We start from the raw sequence: 15,905 nt of genomic DNA, 5'->3' as shown, positions 1-15,905 counted from the left end.
AGACAGCCTCAGCCAGGCAGGCGCAGCAAGACAGCCGCACCGTGCCACGCCACAGCGCACTCACCACCACCGAAAGAGCCACCGCACCACCGGAACGAACGGCGCCGAGGGAGGGGAAGCGACCATGGGGTCGGAGCAGATTCGCCGCTGGGAGTCGGGAGCCCTGGCACACGCCGTGACGGATCCTTTCGGCCAGGGCCCACTTCCCTGGCTGCGCGGCAGCGAGACGTACTTCGACGACACCGGACAAGTGGTCCCCTGGTACGTGGACCCGGTCCCCGGCGCCCGGCAGCCCCCCGGCGCCGCCGCGTCCCGTGTCCCCGCCCCCCGCTCCGGCGGCCCCCGGGCCGCCGACGACGTGCGCCGCCAGATCAAGGGCTTCATCTCCACCGGCGCGGTGGCCCCCGGTGAGGCCGTGGACTTCCACGTGACCGTCGACCCGCCCCAGGAATTCGCCGTCGACATCTACCGCATCGGCCACTACGGCGGCCACGGCGCGGCCAAGATCACCACCAGCCCCCGCCTCTCCGGCATCGTCCAGCCGCCACCGCTCACCGCCGACCGCACGGTCTCCTGCCACCACTGGTGGCTGTCCTGGCGGCTGCAGATCCCGTCGTACTGGAGTGTGGGCGCATACGTCGCGGTTCTCACCACCGCCGACGGCTACAGGTCCCACGTGCCCTTCACGGTCCGCAACGACCACCCGGCCGACCTGCTGCTGGTGCTGCCCGACGTCACCTGGCAGGCGTACAACCTCTATCCCGAGGACGGCCGCACCGGCGCGAGCCTCTACCACGCCTGGGACGAGAACGGCCGGCTGCTCGGCGAGTCCGACGCCGCGACGACCGTCTCCTTCGACCGGCCGTACGCCGGCGCGGGCCTGCCCCTGCACGTGGGCCACGCCTACGACTTCATCCGCTGGGCCGAGCGCTACGGCTACGACCTGGCCTACGCGGACGCCCGCGACCTGCACGCCGGACGCGTCGATCCGGCCCGGTACCGCGGCCTGGTCTTCCCGGGCCACGACGAGTACTGGTCCACGCACATGCGCCGCACGGCGGAGCTGGCCCGCGAGCACGGCACGTCCCTCGTCTTCCTCTCCTCCAACTCCATGTACTGGCAGGTGGAGTTGGGCCCGTCCCCGTCCGGCACCCCGAACCGGCTCCTGACCTGCCGCAAACGCAAGGGCCCGGGCAGGCCGGTGCTGTGGCGGGAGATCGACCGCCCGGAGCAGCAGCTGATCGGCATCCAGTACGCGGGCCGGGTCCCCGAACCGCGTCCGCTGATCGTCCGCAACGCCGGCCACTGGCTGTGGGAGGCGACCGGCGCGCACGAGGGCCACGAGATCGAGGGCCTCGTGGCCGGGGAGGCCGACCGCTACTTCCCGCGCACCCCGCTGCCCGACCACGACGAGCGCATCCTGCTCGCCCACTCCCCGTACACCGACAGCGAGGGCGTCCTCCGCCATCAGGAGACGTCCCTCTACCGCGCCCCTTCCGGCGCCCTGGTCTTCGCGGCCGGAACGTTCGCGTGGTCCCCGGCTCTGGACCGCCCCGGCCATGTGGACGCCCGTATCCAGCGGGCCACCGCAAACCTTCTGGACCGCATCTGCAAACGCGACTGAACGGTACGGCCGCCCGGCGCGACCGATCACGACGCCCCCGTGACCCGCTGTCCGCGCCCCCGCCGGCATACGGGAGAATCGACCCACTTGGACAGAACCACGGGGAGGAACCGTGTCCGGATTCGTCGAAAAGCCCGAGCCGACCGAGGTCCCCGGCCTGGTGCATCTGCACACCGGCAAGGTGCGAGAGCTGTACCGGAACGAGGCGGGCGATCTCGTGATGGTCGCCAGCGACCGTATCTCCGCCTACGACTGGGTGCTGCCGACCGAGATCCCCGACAAGGGCCGCGTCCTCACCCAGCTGTCGCTGTGGTGGTTCGACCAGCTCGCCGACCTGGTCCCCAGCCATGTCCTGAGCACCGAACTCCCGCCGGGCGCCCCCGCCGACTGGGCGGGCCGCACCCTGATCTGCACGTCACTGCGGATGGTCCCCGTGGAGTGCGTGGCCCGCGGCTACCTCACCGGCTCCGGCCTGGCCGAGTATGTCGAGTCCCGCACGGTCTGCGGCCTCGCCCTCCCGGAAGGCCTCGTCGACGGCTCCGAGCTCCCCGCCCCGATCTTCACCCCGGCCACCAAGGCCGAGGTCGGCGAGCACGACGAGAACGTCTCCTACGAGGAGGTCGCCCGTCAGGTCGGCGCCGAGACCGCCGCCCAGCTGCGCCAGGCCACCCTCGCCGTCTATCAGCGCGCCCGCGACATCGCCCGCGACCGGGGGATCATCCTCGCGGACACCAAGTTCGAGTTCGGCTTCGACGGTGAGGACCTCGTCCTCGCCGACGAGGTCCTCACCCCCGACTCCTCCCGCTTCTGGCCGGCCGACCGGTGGGAGCCGGGCCGTTCGCAGCCGTCGTACGACAAGCAGTACGTCCGTGACTGGCTGACCTCGGCCGAGTCCGGCTGGGACCGGGCCGGCGAGCAGCCCCCACCGGCGCTGCCGCAGCACGTCGTCGAGGCGACCCGGGCCAAGTACGTGGAGGCGTACGAGCGTCTGACGGGCCTCAGCTGGTCGTAGCCGGACGAAGAAGCCCAGCAGAAGACGAAAAAGCCCCCCGGCCGGAACCGGGGGGCTCATCCAGAGCGGACGACGAGGCTCGAACTCGCGACCTCAACCTTGGCAAGGTTGCGCTCTACCAACTGAGCTACGTCCGCAGTGCGCCGCGGCGCGACAGCAACTATACCCAACCCCGCTCGCGGGCGAGACGGACAGCCGCATGCCGGTTCTCCACCCCGAGCTTGGACACGGCCGACGACAGATAGTTCCGCACGGTTCCCTGGGACAGCGCCGCCCGCTCGGCGACCTCGGCGACCGGCGCCCCGTCGGCGGCCAGCTCCAGCACCTCGGCCTCCCGCGCGGTGAGCGGCGAGTCCCCGGCGGAGATGGCGTCGGCGGCCAACTCCGGGTCGACATACCGGTTCCCGGCGTGGACGGTGCGGATGATCTCCGCGAGCCGCTGCGCGCTGACCGTCTTCGGCACGAACCCCCGCACGCCCGCCGCCAGCGCCCGCTTCAGATGCCCCGGCCGGCCGTGACTGGTGACGATCAGCGTCCTGCAGCCGGGCAGTTCGGCCCGCAGCGATGTGGCGACCTTCACACCGTCGGCGCCGGGCATCTGGAGATCCAGCACGGCCACGTCGGGCTCGTGCGCCCGTGCCATCGCCAGCGCCTCGGGCCCGCTGGCCGCCTCGGCGACCACCATCAGGTCGTCCTCCAGCGACAGCAGGGCGGCCAGCGCCCCCCGGATCAGATGCTCGTCGTCGGCGAGCAGTACGCGTACCGTCACGACGCCACCTCTCGCACGGCGGCCGCCAGCGGCACCTCGGCCACCACCCGGAACAGCCCCCGCCCGGTGGGCCCGGCCTCCAACGTCCCGTCGACCGCCGCCAGCCGCTCCCGCAGCCCCGCCAGCCCGGATCCCCCTCCGCCACCGGCGGTCCCGGCAGCCCCGTTGTTCTCCACCGTCAGCACCACACGCCCCTCGACCACCCGCAGCCTCACCACACACAACGCGGCATCCCCGTGCCGCAGCACATTGGTGGTGGCCTCCCGCACCACCCACCCCAGCGCCGACTGCACTTCGCCCGGCAGCCCCGCCGCCGCGTCCTCCCCGGACACCTCGCAGGAGATCCCGGCGGCCGTCAGCACGCCGTGCGCACCGGCGAGTTCGACCCCGAGGTCGGCCTCCCGGTATCCCCGTACGACCTCCCGCACCTCACGCTGGGACTCCTGCGCGATCCGCTGCACCTCGATCATCTGGTCCACCGCCTCGGCCCGCCCCCGCCGCGCCAGCTGCACGGCCAGCTCGCTCTTCAGCGCGATCACGGCGAGGTTGCGTCCCATCACGTCGTGCATGTCCCGCCCGAACCGCAGCCGCTCCTCCGCGACGGCGAGCCGCGCCCGGGTCTCACGTGCGGCGTCGAGTTCGTAGACGGCGTCGAGCAGCCAGACGGAGAAGACGGAGGTGAAGGCGAGAAATCCGGTGCCGAGCAGCACGACGAACGAGACGACCAGCGCGGAGGTCACGGAAGCGTGCATCGGGAACGCCAGGAGTCCGGCGCCCACCGCGAAGCCCCCGACGACCGCGAACACCCGTCGCCGGTCACGCACCCCGAGCGCGATGATGCCGCCGCCGAAGACCACGACGACCCCGAAGACCGACCCCGCGGCCGAATCGACGCCGTCACGGTCCGGGCCGTGCTCCGAGACCGCCAGGGCCACCACGGCGTAGGCCGCGGTGACCACGGCGAGTGTCCACATCAGCCGCACGGGCTGCTCACGCCGACCCCGGGTCCAGTCCAGCGCCCGCGAGGCGGTCACGGCGCCGATCGCGCAGTGCGCACCCACCACCAGCATCAGCAGGCCGCCGAGCCGAGGCCCCACCGCGCCGGCGGCGGGAAGCCCGGCCGTGAGGAACTCGATCACCGCGAAGAAGTGGAACGACCACCGCGTGTACGTCTCCACCTTCGCCGGCGTGCTCTTCCCCCGCCACCAGCTCCCCGGCCTGGACACCTGCCCGCCCCTTCTCTCCGTCAGCGTCGCGGTTCCCAGCGGAACCATCGGCGTACAGCAAACACGGCGACGGCGATCCAGACCAGGGCGACCGCCATGGCGCCGAGCGCCTCGGACGCCGGCAGATTCCCGGTCCATCCCCCGCGCACCAGCGTGATGGCAGGCGTCAGCGGCAGCAGCTCGCACACCGAGGCCAGCCGGTCGGGCAGCACCTCCAGCGGCACGGTCACACCCGAGCCGAGCATGGACACGAACATCATCGGCAGGCTGGTCACCTGGGCGCTCTCGGCGGTCCTGGTGAACGTGGCCGTGACCGCGGCGAGCGCCCCGCACAGCACCAGCCCCAACAGCACACCCGCCACCGCGAGATGAGGGGCGGGCGGCGCCCCGAGGTCGAGAACGACCGTGCTGCCGGCCGCCAGCAGCACGCACTGCGCCAGCCCGATGCCGGAGGCCGGCAGCGCGGCCCCGACGAGGATCTCCGCGTCCCGCAGCTCACCGGTGCGCAACCGCTTGAGCACGAGCTCCTCACGCCGCACCACATAGACATTGGTGAGCGCCGCGTAGACCGCGAAGAGCAGCGAGAACCCGATCGCGGCGGGCAGCAGGACGGTCCCGACCGTGAGCCCGGCGTCCGCGAGATCCATTCCGTCGATCGCCGCCCGCACGCTCAGCGGAAGCAACAGCGGCACGAGCACGGCCGTGACGAGTGTCGCCCGGCTCCGTCCCAGCAGCGTCAGCTCCGCCCGCGCGAGGGCGTTCATCCGTCCGGTGACCGTGGTCATACGGCCGCCACCTCCTCCTTCTCCGCGGCGGACATCCGCCCGGCGATCTGCAGGAACGCCTCCTCCAGCGAGGCGCATCGCACATCGAGTCCGCGCAGTTCGACCCCGGCGCCCCGGGCCCACACCAGCACTTCGGTGGCCGTCCGCTGCACCTCGTGCGTGCGCAGCCGTACGGTCCGCCCGCGCACCTCGTGGCCGACGACCCCCAGTTCAGCGAGGGCCGGCAGATCTCCGAGGTGGTAGGCGTCCGGCAGCTCGAAGGAGATCCGGGCCGGCTGGGACGCCGTCACCTCCGCGGGCGTGCCGGCTGCCGCGATCCGCCCCTTGTGCAGGATCGCCAGCCGGTCGGCCAGGCCCTCGGCCTCCTCCAGGTAGTGCGTGGTCAGCAGGACCGTCGTCCCGGCGTCCCGCAGCTCCCGCACCAACTCCCAGGTGTCCCGGCGCCCTTCGGCGTCCAGCCCGGTCGTCGGCTCGTCGAGGAACAGCACCTCGGGCCTGCCGAGCAGCGCCAGCGCAAGATCCAGCCGCCGTCGTTCACCCCCGGAGAGCTGCTTCACGCGGACGCCGGACCGCCGGCCGAGCCCGACAAGCTCCAGCGCCTCGTCCACCGGCCGCGCCCCGCTCGTACAGCCCGCCCACATCCGGACGGTCTCCGCGACGGTCAGCTCGGAGGGAAAGCCCCCCTCCTGCAACATCACCCCCGTCCGCGACCGTACGGCGGCCCGCTCGGCGCAGGGATCGTGCCCCAGCACTCGCACCCGGCCCCCGGTCGGTGCCGCGAGGCCTTCCAGTAGTTCGACGGTCGACGTCTTGCCCGCCCCGTTGGTGCCCAGCAGCGCGAAGACCTCGGCATGTTTCACGTGGAACGTGATCCCGCGCACCGCCTCGAACCCGCCCCCGTAGACACGCCTCAGGTCGGAGACCTCAATCACGTGCTCGTGCTCGTTCGTGTTCATGCCTTCAGCATCACGGCGGCGAAAGCCCGGAAGCAGTGCGCGGTGTCATCACTGCGCATGACAAATGTCAGAGGCCCGATGCATGGGGAAAACGCCGAAGGCCCCGGTCATTGACCGGGGCCTTCGAAGAGAGAGCGGACGACGAGGCTCGAACTCGCGACCTCAACCTTGGCAAGGTTGCGCTCTACCAACTGAGCTACGTCCGCATGCACCCTCGATCGTCAGCCAGAAAACGACGGCCATCGATCGGTGCGAGCACCAGCCTACCTGATCCACAAGAGTGGTCCGGACGGTGATGCAGAGCGGGTGACAGGAATCGCACACTGCGCCTTCCCCCTGGAAGGGGGATGTTCTACTACTGAACTACACCCGCATGTACTCCGTGAGCTGGGGTTTTTCTTCCCCGCCCGGCGGCGTGCTCCAGACTCTAGCTGATCACCCGGGGTGCTGTGCAAGTCGGTTGCTCCGGGCGGCCGCTGAACGCGCGTCGGAGTCCGGCCCACGGAGTCGGTTCGGGCGGCCGGCTCACTGCGCCGCGGTGAACGCCTCGTAGACCTTCTTGGGGATGCGGCCCCGCGCGGGTACGTCCATCTTGTTCGCCTGCGCCCAGGCCCGAACGGCCGCCGGGTCGGGGGCGACCTCCGTCTGCCGGTAGGCCTTGCCCGACCTGGACCGCTTGCGGCCGGCGTCCACGTAGGGCGCGAGCGCCTTACGCAGTTTCTTGGCATTGGCTTCATTCAGGTCGATCTCGTACGACTTGCCGTCGAGTCCGAAGGCGATCGTTTCCGCCGCTTCCGAGCCGTCGATGTCGTCAAAGAGAGTGACCACGACCTTCTGCGCCACGAATATCGGTCCCTTCGTACGGCACGTCTATCCAGCTCAGCTGCGACGACATGCCGAGTGTCGGCTTTTGCCAATTCATTTGTACAGTGCCCGGCAAAGCATTGTGAAGCCCGACTAAATCTCTCCGCGTGTCCCGGCGCAATAGCTCTCGCGGGTGGATCTCGCATCTTTCCCGGAACTTTTCGTGAACGCGCGCTGTCGATGCATGACCGTGACCATCGATCCGTAGCTTCCTACAACTCTACCCGCGTAGAAATTTTGTGCGGGTAGTCTGAAGGAACCTGCTCAGCACCACACACCGGGAGTGCCAGTGGCACGCGTCGTAGTCGACGTCATGCTCAAGCCGGAGATCCTCGACCCCCAGGGCCAGGCGGTGCAGCGCGCACTGCCGCGCCTCGGTTTCGACGGCATCTCCGACGTACGTCAGGGAAAGCGATTCGAACTGGAAGTGGACGGACCGGTCGACGAGGCCGCGCTCGCCCGCATCCACGAGCTCGCGGAATCCTTCCTCGCCAACACCGTGATCGAGGACTTCACCATCAAGGTGGAGGAAGTCGCGGAGGCCGCCAAGTGACCGCTCGTATTGGCGTCGTCACTTTCCCGGGCAGCCTCGACGACCGGGACACGCAGCGCGCGATCCGTATCGCCGGCGCCGAACCCGTCGCCCTCTGGCACAAGGACAAGGACCTCAAGCAGGTCGACGCGGTGGTGCTGTGCGGAGGTTTCTCCTACGGCGACTATCTGCGCGCCGGCGCCATCGCCCGCTTCTCGCCGGTGATGGAACCCCTGATCGAGCAGGCGAAGTCCGGACTGCCGGTGCTCGGCATCTGCAACGGCTTCCAGATCCTCACCGAGGCCCACCTGCTGCCCGGCACGATGCTGCGCAACAACCACCTGCACTTCATCTGCCGCGACCAGAAGCTGCGGGTGGAGAACGACCGGACCGCCTGGACCAGCGACTACAGCGCCGGCCAGGAGATCCACATCCCGCTGAAGAACATCGACGGGCAGTACGTCGCCGACGAGCGCACCCTCGACGCACTGGAGGCGGAGGGCCGGGTCGCCTTCCGCTACCTGGACGTCAACCCCAACGGGTCCCAGCGCGACATCGCCGGCGTCACCAACGAGACCGGGAACGTCGTGGGCCTCATGCCGCACCCGGAGCACGCAGTCGAGTCCCTCATCGGCACCGGCCGCACCGACGGCCTGCCCTTCTTCACCTCGATCCTCAAGAAGCTGGTCAACGCATGAGCAGGACGCCTCTGGACACGGTCGAGCACGCGGCCGCGACCCCCGACGTCGAGCTGCCCTGGGCCGAACTCGGCCTGAAGAAGGACGAGTACGAGCGGGTGGTGGAGATCCTCGGCCGCCGCCCGACCGGCGCCGAGCTCGCCATGTACTCGGTGATGTGGTCCGAGCACTGCAGCTACAAGTCCTCCAAGGTCCACCTGCGCCAGTTCGGCGAGAAGGCGCCGCAGAGCGACGCGCTGCTGGTGGGCATCGGTGAGAACGCCGGTGTCGTGGACGTCGGCCTCGGCTACGCGGTCACCTTCAAGGTCGAGTCGCACAACCACCCGTCGTACGTCGAGCCCTACCAGGGCGCGGCCACGGGTGTCGGCGGCATCGTCCGCGACATCATCGCCATGGGCGCCCGCCCGGTCGCGGTGGTCGACCCGCTGCGCTTCGGCGCCGCCGACCACCCCGACACCAAGCGCGTGCTGCCCGGCGTCGTCGCCGGCATCGGCGGCTACGGCAACTGCCTGGGCCTGCCCAACATCGGCGGCGAGGTCGTCTTCGACTCCTGCTACCAGGGCAACCCGCTGGTCAACGCCGGTGCCATCGGCGTGATGCGGCACGAGGACATCCACCTCGCGAAGGCGTCCGGCGCGGGCAACAAGGTCATCCTCTACGGCGCCCGGACCGGCGGCGACGGCATCGGCGGCGCGTCCATCCTGGCCTCGGAGACCTTCGACGACGCCAAGCCCTCCAAGCGCCCCGCCGTCCAGGTCGGCGACCCCTTCCAGGAGAAGCTCCTCATCGAGTGCACCCTGGAGGCGTTCGCCGAGAAGCTGGTCGTCGGCATCCAGGACCTGGGCGCCGCGGGCCTGTCCTGCGCGACCAGCGAACTCGCCTCCAACGGCTCCGGCGGCATGACCGTCGTCCTGGACGACGTACCCCTGCGCGACTCGACGCTCTCCCCCGAGGAGATCCTGATGAGCGAGTCGCAGGAGCGGATGTGCGCGGTCGTCGAGCCCGGCAAGGTCGACCGCTTCCTGGAGATCTGCGAGAAGTGGGACGTCATCGCCACGGTCATCGGTGAGGTGACCGACGGCGACCGCCTGGAGATCTACTGGCACGGCGAGAAGATCGTCGACGTCGACCCGCGAACCGTAGCCCACGACGGCCCGGTCTACGAGCGCCCGTACGCCCGCCCGTCCTGGCAGGACGCCCTCCAGGCCGACGACGCGAACAAGCTGCCGCGCCCGGAGACCTCCCAGGAGCTGAAGGACCAGGTCCTCAAGCTGGTGGCGTCCCCGAACCAGGCCTCGAAGAAGTGGATCACGTCCCAGTACGACCATTTCGTCCAGGGCAACACCGTCCTCGCGCAGCCCGAGGACTCCGGCATGATCCGGATCGACGAGAAGACCGGCCTGGGCGTCGCCATCGCCACGGACGGCAACGGCCGGTACGCCAAGCTCGACCCGTACAAGGGCGCCCAGCTGGCCCTCGCCGAGGCCTACCGGAACGTGGCCACGACCGGCGCGAAGCCGCTCGCGGTCTCCGACTGCCTGAACTTCGGCTCCCCCGAGGACCCCGCGGTGATGTGGCAGTTCGCGGAGGCGGTGCGCGGTCTGGCCGACGCCTGTCAGCAGCTGGGCACGCCCGTGACCGGCGGCAACGTCTCGCTCTACAACCAGACGGGCGAGGCGGCCATCCACCCGACCCCGGTCGTGGCGGTGCTCGGCGTGATCGACGACGTGGCGCGCCGCACGCCGGTCGCCTTCCAGGAGGAGGGTCACCTTCTCTACCTCCTCGGCGACACCCGTGAGGAGTTCGGCGGCTCGGCCTGGTCCCAGGTCGTCCACGACCACCTCGGCGGCCTGCCGCCCGAGGTGGACCTGGAGCGCGAGCGCCTGCTGGCCGAGATCCTGATCTCCGCCTCCCGCGACGGCATGATCGACTCCGCTCACGACCTGTCGGACGGCGGCCTGATCCAGGCGGTCGTCGAGTCGGCACTGCTTGGCGGCAAGGGCGCCCGCCTGGTCGTCCCCGACGGCCTGGACGCCTTCACGTTCCTCTTCTCCGAGTCCGCGGGCCGCGCGATCGTCGCGGTTCCGCGCTCCGAGGAACTCCGCTTCACCGACATGTGCGGCGCCCGCGCCCTCCCGGCCACCCGCGTCGGCGTCGTCGACGGCGACACGGTGGACGTCCAGGGCGAGTTCACCCTCACGCTGGAGGAACTGCGCGAGGCGCACGAGGCGACGATTCCGGCGCTGCTCGCCTGAGCGCCCCGGCACCGACCGTGAAGGCCCCGCCCCGTCACCAGGGCGGGGCCTTTCCGCGCGGGGGTGGGGTCGCGAAAGTGCGCGACCCTGTCACCGGCCGCCGCCGCACGGACGTGAAGCTCCCGGCCTCCTCGGCCTTCGCCGCTGACCTAGTGCCGCAACAGGCAACGTTCGCCCCGTCGCGACGCCCGGCACGCTCCCCCAAGCTCTTCGAGCAGGGGGGACCCCCACTCGCCGTACGGGGCACAAGCCCCAGTACATCCAGAACGAGGGCGTGCACCCGGCACGCCGAGAGCACGCACCAGACGCCGCTCCTCAACGGGCGAACGTCGCCTGTCGCGGCACTAGGCTCCCGTCATGCCCCCGGCCAGGAAGCGCCCCCGCGCCTACGACCCCGTCAAGACCCGTGCTGCCGTGCTTGCCCAGTTCGGCGAGATCCGCCAGGCCGTCCGCGGTCTCACCCCGGGGCAGCTCGCCCTGCCCACCGGCCTGGGCGACTGGACCGTACGGGACCTCGTCGCGCACATCGGGACCGCCCTCACGGCCGTCTGCCGGCTGCTCGGTGAGCCCGAGCCCGCCCGGCAGGACGCCCGGCCGACCGACTGGCCCGCCGCCATCGCCGCCGACGCGCCCGCCATCGCCGGCACCGCGCACCGCCTCGCCGAGGACCACCCCGACCTGGACGCATACCTCGCCGACGCGGAGCGGCGTTTCACCGCGGGCCTCGACGCGCATCCGGGCACCCGCCTGCTCCCCACCAGCGCCGGCGCGCTCCCCCTGGCCGACTACGTCGTCACCCGCACGGTCGAGCTGATCGTGCACACCGACGACCTGAACGCCGCCGTGCCGGGCCTGGACATCCCCTGCGACCGGCAGGCCCTGGCCGCGGCCACCCGGCTGCTCGCCGACACGCTCGCCGCGAAGGCCCCCGGCGGTTCGACCGAGGTGCGGATCCCGCCGTACGCCGTGGTGCAGTGTGTCGAGGGGCCGCGGCACACCCGTGGCACCCCGCCCAACGTGATCGAGACGGACCCGCTGACCTGGGTCCGGCTCGCGACCGGACGCCTCACCTGGGCGGACGCCGTGGCCGGGGCGAAGGTGAGCGCCAGTGGCGGACGGGCCGATCTGGAGAAACTCCTTCCGCTGCTGGCCTGAGAGGGGAACCGATCACCCCACCTGCCCCGTCGAATCGGCATGTACAGGAAGAAGCAGAGCATCACCCTCACCGCGGCCCTCGCCCTCCTCCCGCTCGCCGTCGCCTGCGGCAGTGAACAGGCGGGCAGTACGACGGCCGATGCCCGCCGGCCCGTCACGGGCGTCCACTGGACCGTCGACAGCGTCACCGTCGACGGCACGAAGCACGACGCCCCCGCCGACGCGCACGTCACGATCGACGACAGCGGCAAGGCCGAGGGCAACTACGGCTGCAACCACTTCAGCGCGCAGGCCTCCTTCGACGGCGACCGGGTCCGGCTCGGCGACGCCACGGCGACCGAGATGGCCTGCGAGGAGAAGCCCATGACCTTCGAGAAGAACCTCGCCCGCACTCTCGCCGACGGCCCCCTGAAGACCGAGGTCACCGGTGAGCGCCTCACCCTCACCACGGACGCCGGCGACACCGTCCAGCTGACGCAGGAGGAGCCTGCCCCGCTGTACGGGACGAAGTGGACGGTCACCACCCTCGGCAAGGGCGGCCCGGACGGCGCCGCGGAGCCCCTCCCCCAAGGCGCCGAGGGCAAGGCGCATCTCACCTTCGACAAGGACGCCGGCACGGTCAGCGGCCGCCTCACGTGCAACAAGGTGACGGCCGAGGCCACCGTCCGCGACGGCCGGATCACCCTCGGCCCCGCGTCCACCACGCGCATGATGTGCGAAGCCTCACTCATGGCGACCGAAAAGCGCCTCCTGCGGCTCTTCGACGGCACGGTGACCTTCCGCCTGGACCACCGCAGCCTCACGCTGACCAGCGAAAACGGCGAGACGGTGACAGCGGCCGCCGCGAAGTGATCCGTTACCGCCCGGTATCCCCAATTCGGACCAGTGGTCGACCTCGCCTACACTCGGTGGCGTGCCACGTGGTGACGGTCGACTCAATCACGATCTGCTTCCCGGCGAGAAGGGCCCCCAGGACGCATGCGGCGTCTTCGGTGTCTGGGCGCCAGGCGAAGAGGTCGCAAAGCTCACGTACTTCGGGCTCTACGCCCTCCAGCATCGGGGCCAGGAGTCCGCGGGAATCGCGGTCAGCAACGGCTCCCAGATCCTCGTCTTCAAGGACATGGGCCTGGTCTCGCAGGTCTTCGACGAGACCTCGCTCGGTTCCCTGCAGGGCCACATCGCGGTCGGTCACGCCCGCTACTCCACCACCGGCGCCTCGGTGTGGGAGAACGCCCAGCCGACGTTCCGCGCGACCGCGCACGGCTCCATCGCGCTCGGCCACAACGGCAACCTGGTCAACACGGCCAAGCTCGCCGAGATGGTCGCCGAACTGCCCAAGCAGGACGGCCGTACCACCCGGGTCGCCGCCACCAACGACACCGACCTGCTGACGGCCCTGCTGGCCGCCCAGGTCGACGCCGACGGCAAGCCGCTGACCGTCGAGGAGGCGGCCCCGGTCGTCCTGCCGCAGGTCAGGGGAGCCTTCAGCCTCGTCTTCATGGACGAGAACACCCTGTACGCCGCCCGTGACCCGCAGGGCATCCGCCCGCTGGTCCTGGGCCGCCTGGAGCGCGGCTGGGTCGTCGCCTCCGAGTCCGCGGCCCTCGACATCGTCGGCGCCAGCTTCGTGCGCGAGGTCGAGCCGGGCGAGTTCCTCGCCATCGACGAGAACGGCCTGCGGACCTCCCGATTCGCGGACGCGAAGCCCAAGGGCTGTGTCTTCGAGTACGTGTACCTGGCCCGCCCCGACACCGACATCGCCGGCCGGAACGTGTATCTGAGCCGGGTCGAGATGGGCCGCCGCCTCGCCAAGGAGGCGCCCGCCGAGGCCGACCTGGTCATAGCGACCCCGGAATCCGGCACCCCGGCCGCCATCGGCTATGCCGAGGCCTCGGGTATCCCCTTCGGTGCGGGTCTGGTGAAGAACGCGTACGTCGGCCGTACGTTCATCCAGCCCTCCCAGACGATCCGCCAGCTCGGTATCCGGCTGAAGCTGAACCCGCTGAAGGAAGTCATCAAGGGCAAGCGGCTGGTCGTCGTCGACGACTCGATCGTCCGCGGCAACACCCAGCGCGCCCTGGTCCGCATGCTCCGCGAGGCCGGCGCCGCCGAGGTGCACATCCGGATCTCCTCGCCGCCCGTGAAGTGGCCCTGCTTCTTCGGCATCGACTTCGCCACCCGCGCCGAGCTCATCGCCAACGGCATGACGATCGACGAGATCGGCACCTCGCTCGGCGCCGACTCCCTGGCGTACATCTCCATCGACGGCATGATCGACGCGACCAGCATCGCCAAGCCGAACCTGTGCCGCGCCTGCTTCGACGGCGAGTACCCGATGGAGCTCCCGGACCCCGAGCTGCTGGGCAAGCAGTTGCTGGAGACGGAGCTGGCGGCCGGTCCGGCGGCCACGGCCGCGGCCGACGCGATCCGCCGTCCGTAGGCACCCAAGCCTCGTATCACCAACCGAAAGATCCCAGGCAATGTCTGCTGCAGACAATCAGTCGCCTTCGGCGACGGGTCCTGTCACCGGTGCCTCCTACGCGGCTGCCGGTGTCGACATCGAGGCGGGCGACCGCGCGGTCGAGCTGATGAAGGAGTGGGTGAAGAAGACGCAGCGCCCCGAGGTGCTCGGCGGCCTCGGCGGCTTCGCCGGCCTCTTCGACGCCTCCGCCCTCAAGCGCTACGAGCGCCCGCTGCTCGCCTCGGCCACGGACGGTGTGGGCACCAAGGTGGACGTCGCCCGCCAGATGGGCGTCTACGACACGATCGGCCACGACCTGGTCGCGATGGTCATGGACGACATCGTGGTGTGCGGCGCCGAGCCGCTGTTCATGACCGACTACATCTGCGTCGGCAAGGTCCACCCGGAGCGGGTCGCCGCCATCGTGAAGGGCATCGCCGAGGGCTGTGTGCTGGCCGGCTGCGCCCTGGTGGGCGGTGAGACGGCCGAGCACCCCGGCCTGCTGGGAGCGGACGACTTCGACGTCGCCGGCGCCGGAACGGGCGTGGTGGAGGCCGACCGGCTGCTCGGCGCGGATCGCATCCGAACGGGTGACGCCGTCATCGCCATGGCGGCCTCCGGTCTTCACTCGAACGGGTACTCGCTGGTCCGGCACGTCCTGCTGAACCAGGCGGGTCTGTCCCTCGACGCGCACATCGACGACCTCGGCCGCACCCTCGGGGAGGAGCTGCTGGAGCCGACGAAGATCTACTCGCTGGACTGCCTGGCGCTCACCCGCACCACCGAGGTGCACGCCTTCAGCCACATCACCGGCGGCGGCCTCGCGGCCAACCTGGCCCGTGTCGTCCCGGACGGCCTGCACGCGGTCGTCGACCGTTCCACCTGGACCCCGGCACCGGTCTTCGACCTCGTCGGCACGACGGGTGAGGTCGAACGCCTGGAGCTGGAGAAGACCCTCAACATGGGCGTCGGCATGATCGCGATCGTCCCCGAGGAGTCCACCGAGGTGGCCCTGGCGACGCTGGCCGACCGCGGGGTCGAGGCCTGGGTCGCCGGTGAGATCACGGACCGCGGCGAGCACACCACGGGCGCGGCACTGGTGGGTGACTACGACAGCTGAGCTCCGCGCGGGCAGCACAGAACCCGGTCGGTAACCAGGGGTCACCGACCGGGTGAGTGCTCAGTGCAAGGTCAAGCGCCGCGACGATGTGAGGACTGGCCTTCCTCGTCCTCGTCGTCGTCCTCATAGAGGTCGGCGTACCGTGCGTACAGGTCGTCGTCGTGCTCATCGTCCTCGAATTGGTCACCGTTCGTGTTCGGTGACGTATTCGCAGTCGATGCGCCCAGCTCCTCGGCCAGGCGTGAGAGGTCCGTCCCACCGCTGTTGTACTTCAGCTGGCGGGCGACCTTCGTCTGCTTGGCCTTGGCCCGGCCGCGCCCCATGGCTCGACCCCCTCAACGACGGGGCTCGACGGCCCCAGAGTCTTGACACGCGTTCATGATCCGGCACGGGCTCTCCGTGGAGAGACCGGTCCGTAGGGCTTCCACGGTACCTGAGCCCGCGCCCA

At 70.6% G+C, this 15,905-nt stretch carries 15 protein-coding genes and 3 tRNA genes; 9 read left to right on the top strand and 9 right to left on the bottom strand.

What is annotated here, in order from left to right:
- Positions 1 to 124: 124 nt before the first annotated feature.
- Both ACIHCM_RS04315 and ACIHCM_RS04310 read left to right on the top strand, forming a co-directional pair.
- On the top strand, positions 125 to 1,624 hold the full coding sequence (locus ACIHCM_RS04315) for a N,N-dimethylformamidase beta subunit family domain-containing protein (protein WP_399888884.1): 1,500 nt from the start codon (positions 125 to 127) through the stop codon (positions 1,622 to 1,624).
- A gap of 112 nt (positions 1,625 to 1,736) precedes the next feature.
- Positions 1,737 to 2,636, top strand: coding sequence for a phosphoribosylaminoimidazolesuccinocarboxamide synthase (locus tag ACIHCM_RS04310; RefSeq protein ID WP_399888881.1), 900 nt, complete (start codon positions 1,737 to 1,739; stop codon positions 2,634 to 2,636).
- A 64-nt stretch (positions 2,637 to 2,700) separates the two neighbouring features.
- Here the strand turns inward: ACIHCM_RS04310 and ACIHCM_RS04305 are convergent.
- From ACIHCM_RS04305 to ACIHCM_RS04270, 8 genes are all read right to left on the bottom strand, one after another.
- Positions 2,701 to 2,773: transfer RNA gene (locus tag ACIHCM_RS04305), tRNA-Gly, on the bottom strand.
- 23 nt (positions 2,774 to 2,796) lie between these two features.
- Positions 2,797 to 3,405 (bottom strand): response regulator, encoded by a 609-nt coding sequence (locus ACIHCM_RS04300; RefSeq protein WP_399888879.1) that lies wholly within the window; start codon positions 3,403 to 3,405, stop codon positions 2,797 to 2,799.
- Complete coding sequence (locus ACIHCM_RS04295) at positions 3,402 to 4,631, bottom strand: sensor histidine kinase (RefSeq protein ID WP_399888876.1); 1,230 nt, start codon at positions 4,629 to 4,631, stop codon at positions 3,402 to 3,404. The genes ACIHCM_RS04300 and ACIHCM_RS04295 overlap by 4 nt, the downstream gene beginning before the upstream one ends.
- Positions 4,632 to 4,651: 20 nt before the next feature.
- The gene (locus ACIHCM_RS04290) at positions 4,652 to 5,416 is read right to left on the bottom strand and encodes an ABC transporter permease (protein WP_399888873.1); all 765 of its coding nucleotides are present in this window, start codon (positions 5,414 to 5,416) and stop codon (positions 4,652 to 4,654) included.
- Positions 5,413 to 6,372, bottom strand: coding sequence for an ABC transporter ATP-binding protein (locus ACIHCM_RS04285; RefSeq protein WP_399888870.1), 960 nt, complete (start codon positions 6,370 to 6,372; stop codon positions 5,413 to 5,415). The genes ACIHCM_RS04290 and ACIHCM_RS04285 overlap by 4 nt, the downstream gene beginning before the upstream one ends.
- A gap of 133 nt (positions 6,373 to 6,505) precedes the next feature.
- A tRNA-Gly gene (locus ACIHCM_RS04280) sits at positions 6,506 to 6,578 on the bottom strand.
- Positions 6,579 to 6,673: 95 nt separating this feature from the next.
- Positions 6,674 to 6,745 (bottom strand) — tRNA-Gly (locus ACIHCM_RS04275).
- Between the two features lie 152 nt (positions 6,746 to 6,897).
- The gene (locus ACIHCM_RS04270) at positions 6,898 to 7,215 is read right to left on the bottom strand and encodes an Lsr2 family protein (RefSeq protein ID WP_365454801.1); all 318 of its coding nucleotides are present in this window, start codon (positions 7,213 to 7,215) and stop codon (positions 6,898 to 6,900) included.
- Positions 7,216 to 7,525: 310 nt separating this feature from the next.
- Between ACIHCM_RS04270 and purS the strand changes: the two genes are divergently transcribed.
- The 7 genes from purS to purM all read left to right on the top strand — a co-directional run bounded on the left by purS (position 7,526) and on the right by purM (position 15,457).
- Positions 7,526 to 7,789, top strand: coding sequence for a phosphoribosylformylglycinamidine synthase subunit PurS (gene purS, locus ACIHCM_RS04265; RefSeq protein ID WP_399888867.1), 264 nt, complete (start codon positions 7,526 to 7,528; stop codon positions 7,787 to 7,789).
- A complete protein-coding gene (gene purQ, locus ACIHCM_RS04260) occupies positions 7,786 to 8,466 on the top strand; it encodes a phosphoribosylformylglycinamidine synthase subunit PurQ (RefSeq protein WP_399888864.1) in 681 nt (226 codons plus the stop codon). Before purS ends, purQ begins: the two co-directional genes overlap by 4 nt.
- On the top strand, positions 8,463 to 10,721 hold the full coding sequence (purL, locus tag ACIHCM_RS04255) for a phosphoribosylformylglycinamidine synthase subunit PurL (RefSeq protein ID WP_399888862.1): 2,259 nt from the start codon (positions 8,463 to 8,465) through the stop codon (positions 10,719 to 10,721). Before purQ ends, purL begins: the two co-directional genes overlap by 4 nt.
- Positions 10,722 to 11,078: 357 nt before the next feature.
- A complete protein-coding gene (locus ACIHCM_RS04250; protein ID WP_399888859.1) occupies positions 11,079 to 11,876 on the top strand; it encodes a sterol carrier family protein in 798 nt (265 codons plus the stop codon).
- Between the two features lie 39 nt (positions 11,877 to 11,915).
- Positions 11,916 to 12,728, top strand: coding sequence for an META domain-containing protein (locus ACIHCM_RS04245; RefSeq protein WP_399888856.1), 813 nt, complete (start codon positions 11,916 to 11,918; stop codon positions 12,726 to 12,728).
- A gap of 61 nt (positions 12,729 to 12,789) precedes the next feature.
- Positions 12,790 to 14,316 (top strand): amidophosphoribosyltransferase, encoded by a 1,527-nt coding sequence (gene purF / locus ACIHCM_RS04240; protein WP_399888853.1) that lies wholly within the window; start codon positions 12,790 to 12,792, stop codon positions 14,314 to 14,316.
- 40 nt (positions 14,317 to 14,356) lie between these two features.
- Complete coding sequence (purM, locus tag ACIHCM_RS04235) at positions 14,357 to 15,457, top strand: phosphoribosylformylglycinamidine cyclo-ligase (RefSeq protein WP_399888850.1); 1,101 nt, start codon at positions 14,357 to 14,359, stop codon at positions 15,455 to 15,457.
- Between the two features lie 71 nt (positions 15,458 to 15,528).
- Here the strand turns inward: purM and ACIHCM_RS04230 are convergent, their stop codons facing one another.
- Positions 15,529 to 15,780, bottom strand: coding sequence for a DUF3073 domain-containing protein (locus ACIHCM_RS04230; protein ID WP_393113676.1), 252 nt, complete (start codon positions 15,778 to 15,780; stop codon positions 15,529 to 15,531).
- Positions 15,781 to 15,905: the final 125 nt, after the last annotated feature.

This window comes from Streptomyces sp. NPDC052023, assembly GCF_044548465.1.
GTDB lineage: Bacteria > Actinomycetota > Actinomycetes > Streptomycetales > Streptomycetaceae > Streptomyces.
Note: the sequence above shows the minus strand (reverse complement) of the source record. Positions and strands in the feature narration are given on the sequence as shown.

Bases quoted from the DNA above. Each gene is read 5' to 3' on its own strand.
- ACIHCM_RS04315 (WP_399888884.1), top strand. From the start codon at position 125: ATGGGGTCGGAGCAGATTCGCCGCTGGGAGTCGGGAGCCCTGGCACAC.
- ACIHCM_RS04290 (WP_399888873.1), bottom strand. From the start codon at position 5,416: ATGACCACGGTCACCGGACGGATGAACGCCCTCGCGCGGGCGGAGCTG.
- ACIHCM_RS04285 (WP_399888870.1), bottom strand. From the start codon at position 6,372: ATGAACACGAACGAGCACGAGCACGTGATTGAGGTCTCCGACCTGAGG.
- purL (WP_399888862.1), top strand. From the start codon at position 8,463: ATGAGCAGGACGCCTCTGGACACGGTCGAGCACGCGGCCGCGACCCCC.
- ACIHCM_RS04250 (WP_399888859.1), top strand. From the start codon at position 11,079: ATGCCCCCGGCCAGGAAGCGCCCCCGCGCCTACGACCCCGTCAAGACC.
- ACIHCM_RS04245 (WP_399888856.1), top strand. From the start codon at position 11,916: ATGTACAGGAAGAAGCAGAGCATCACCCTCACCGCGGCCCTCGCCCTC.
- purM (WP_399888850.1), top strand. From the start codon at position 14,357: ATGTCTGCTGCAGACAATCAGTCGCCTTCGGCGACGGGTCCTGTCACC.
- ACIHCM_RS04230 (WP_393113676.1), bottom strand. From the start codon at position 15,780: ATGGGGCGCGGCCGGGCCAAGGCCAAGCAGACGAAGGTCGCCCGCCAG.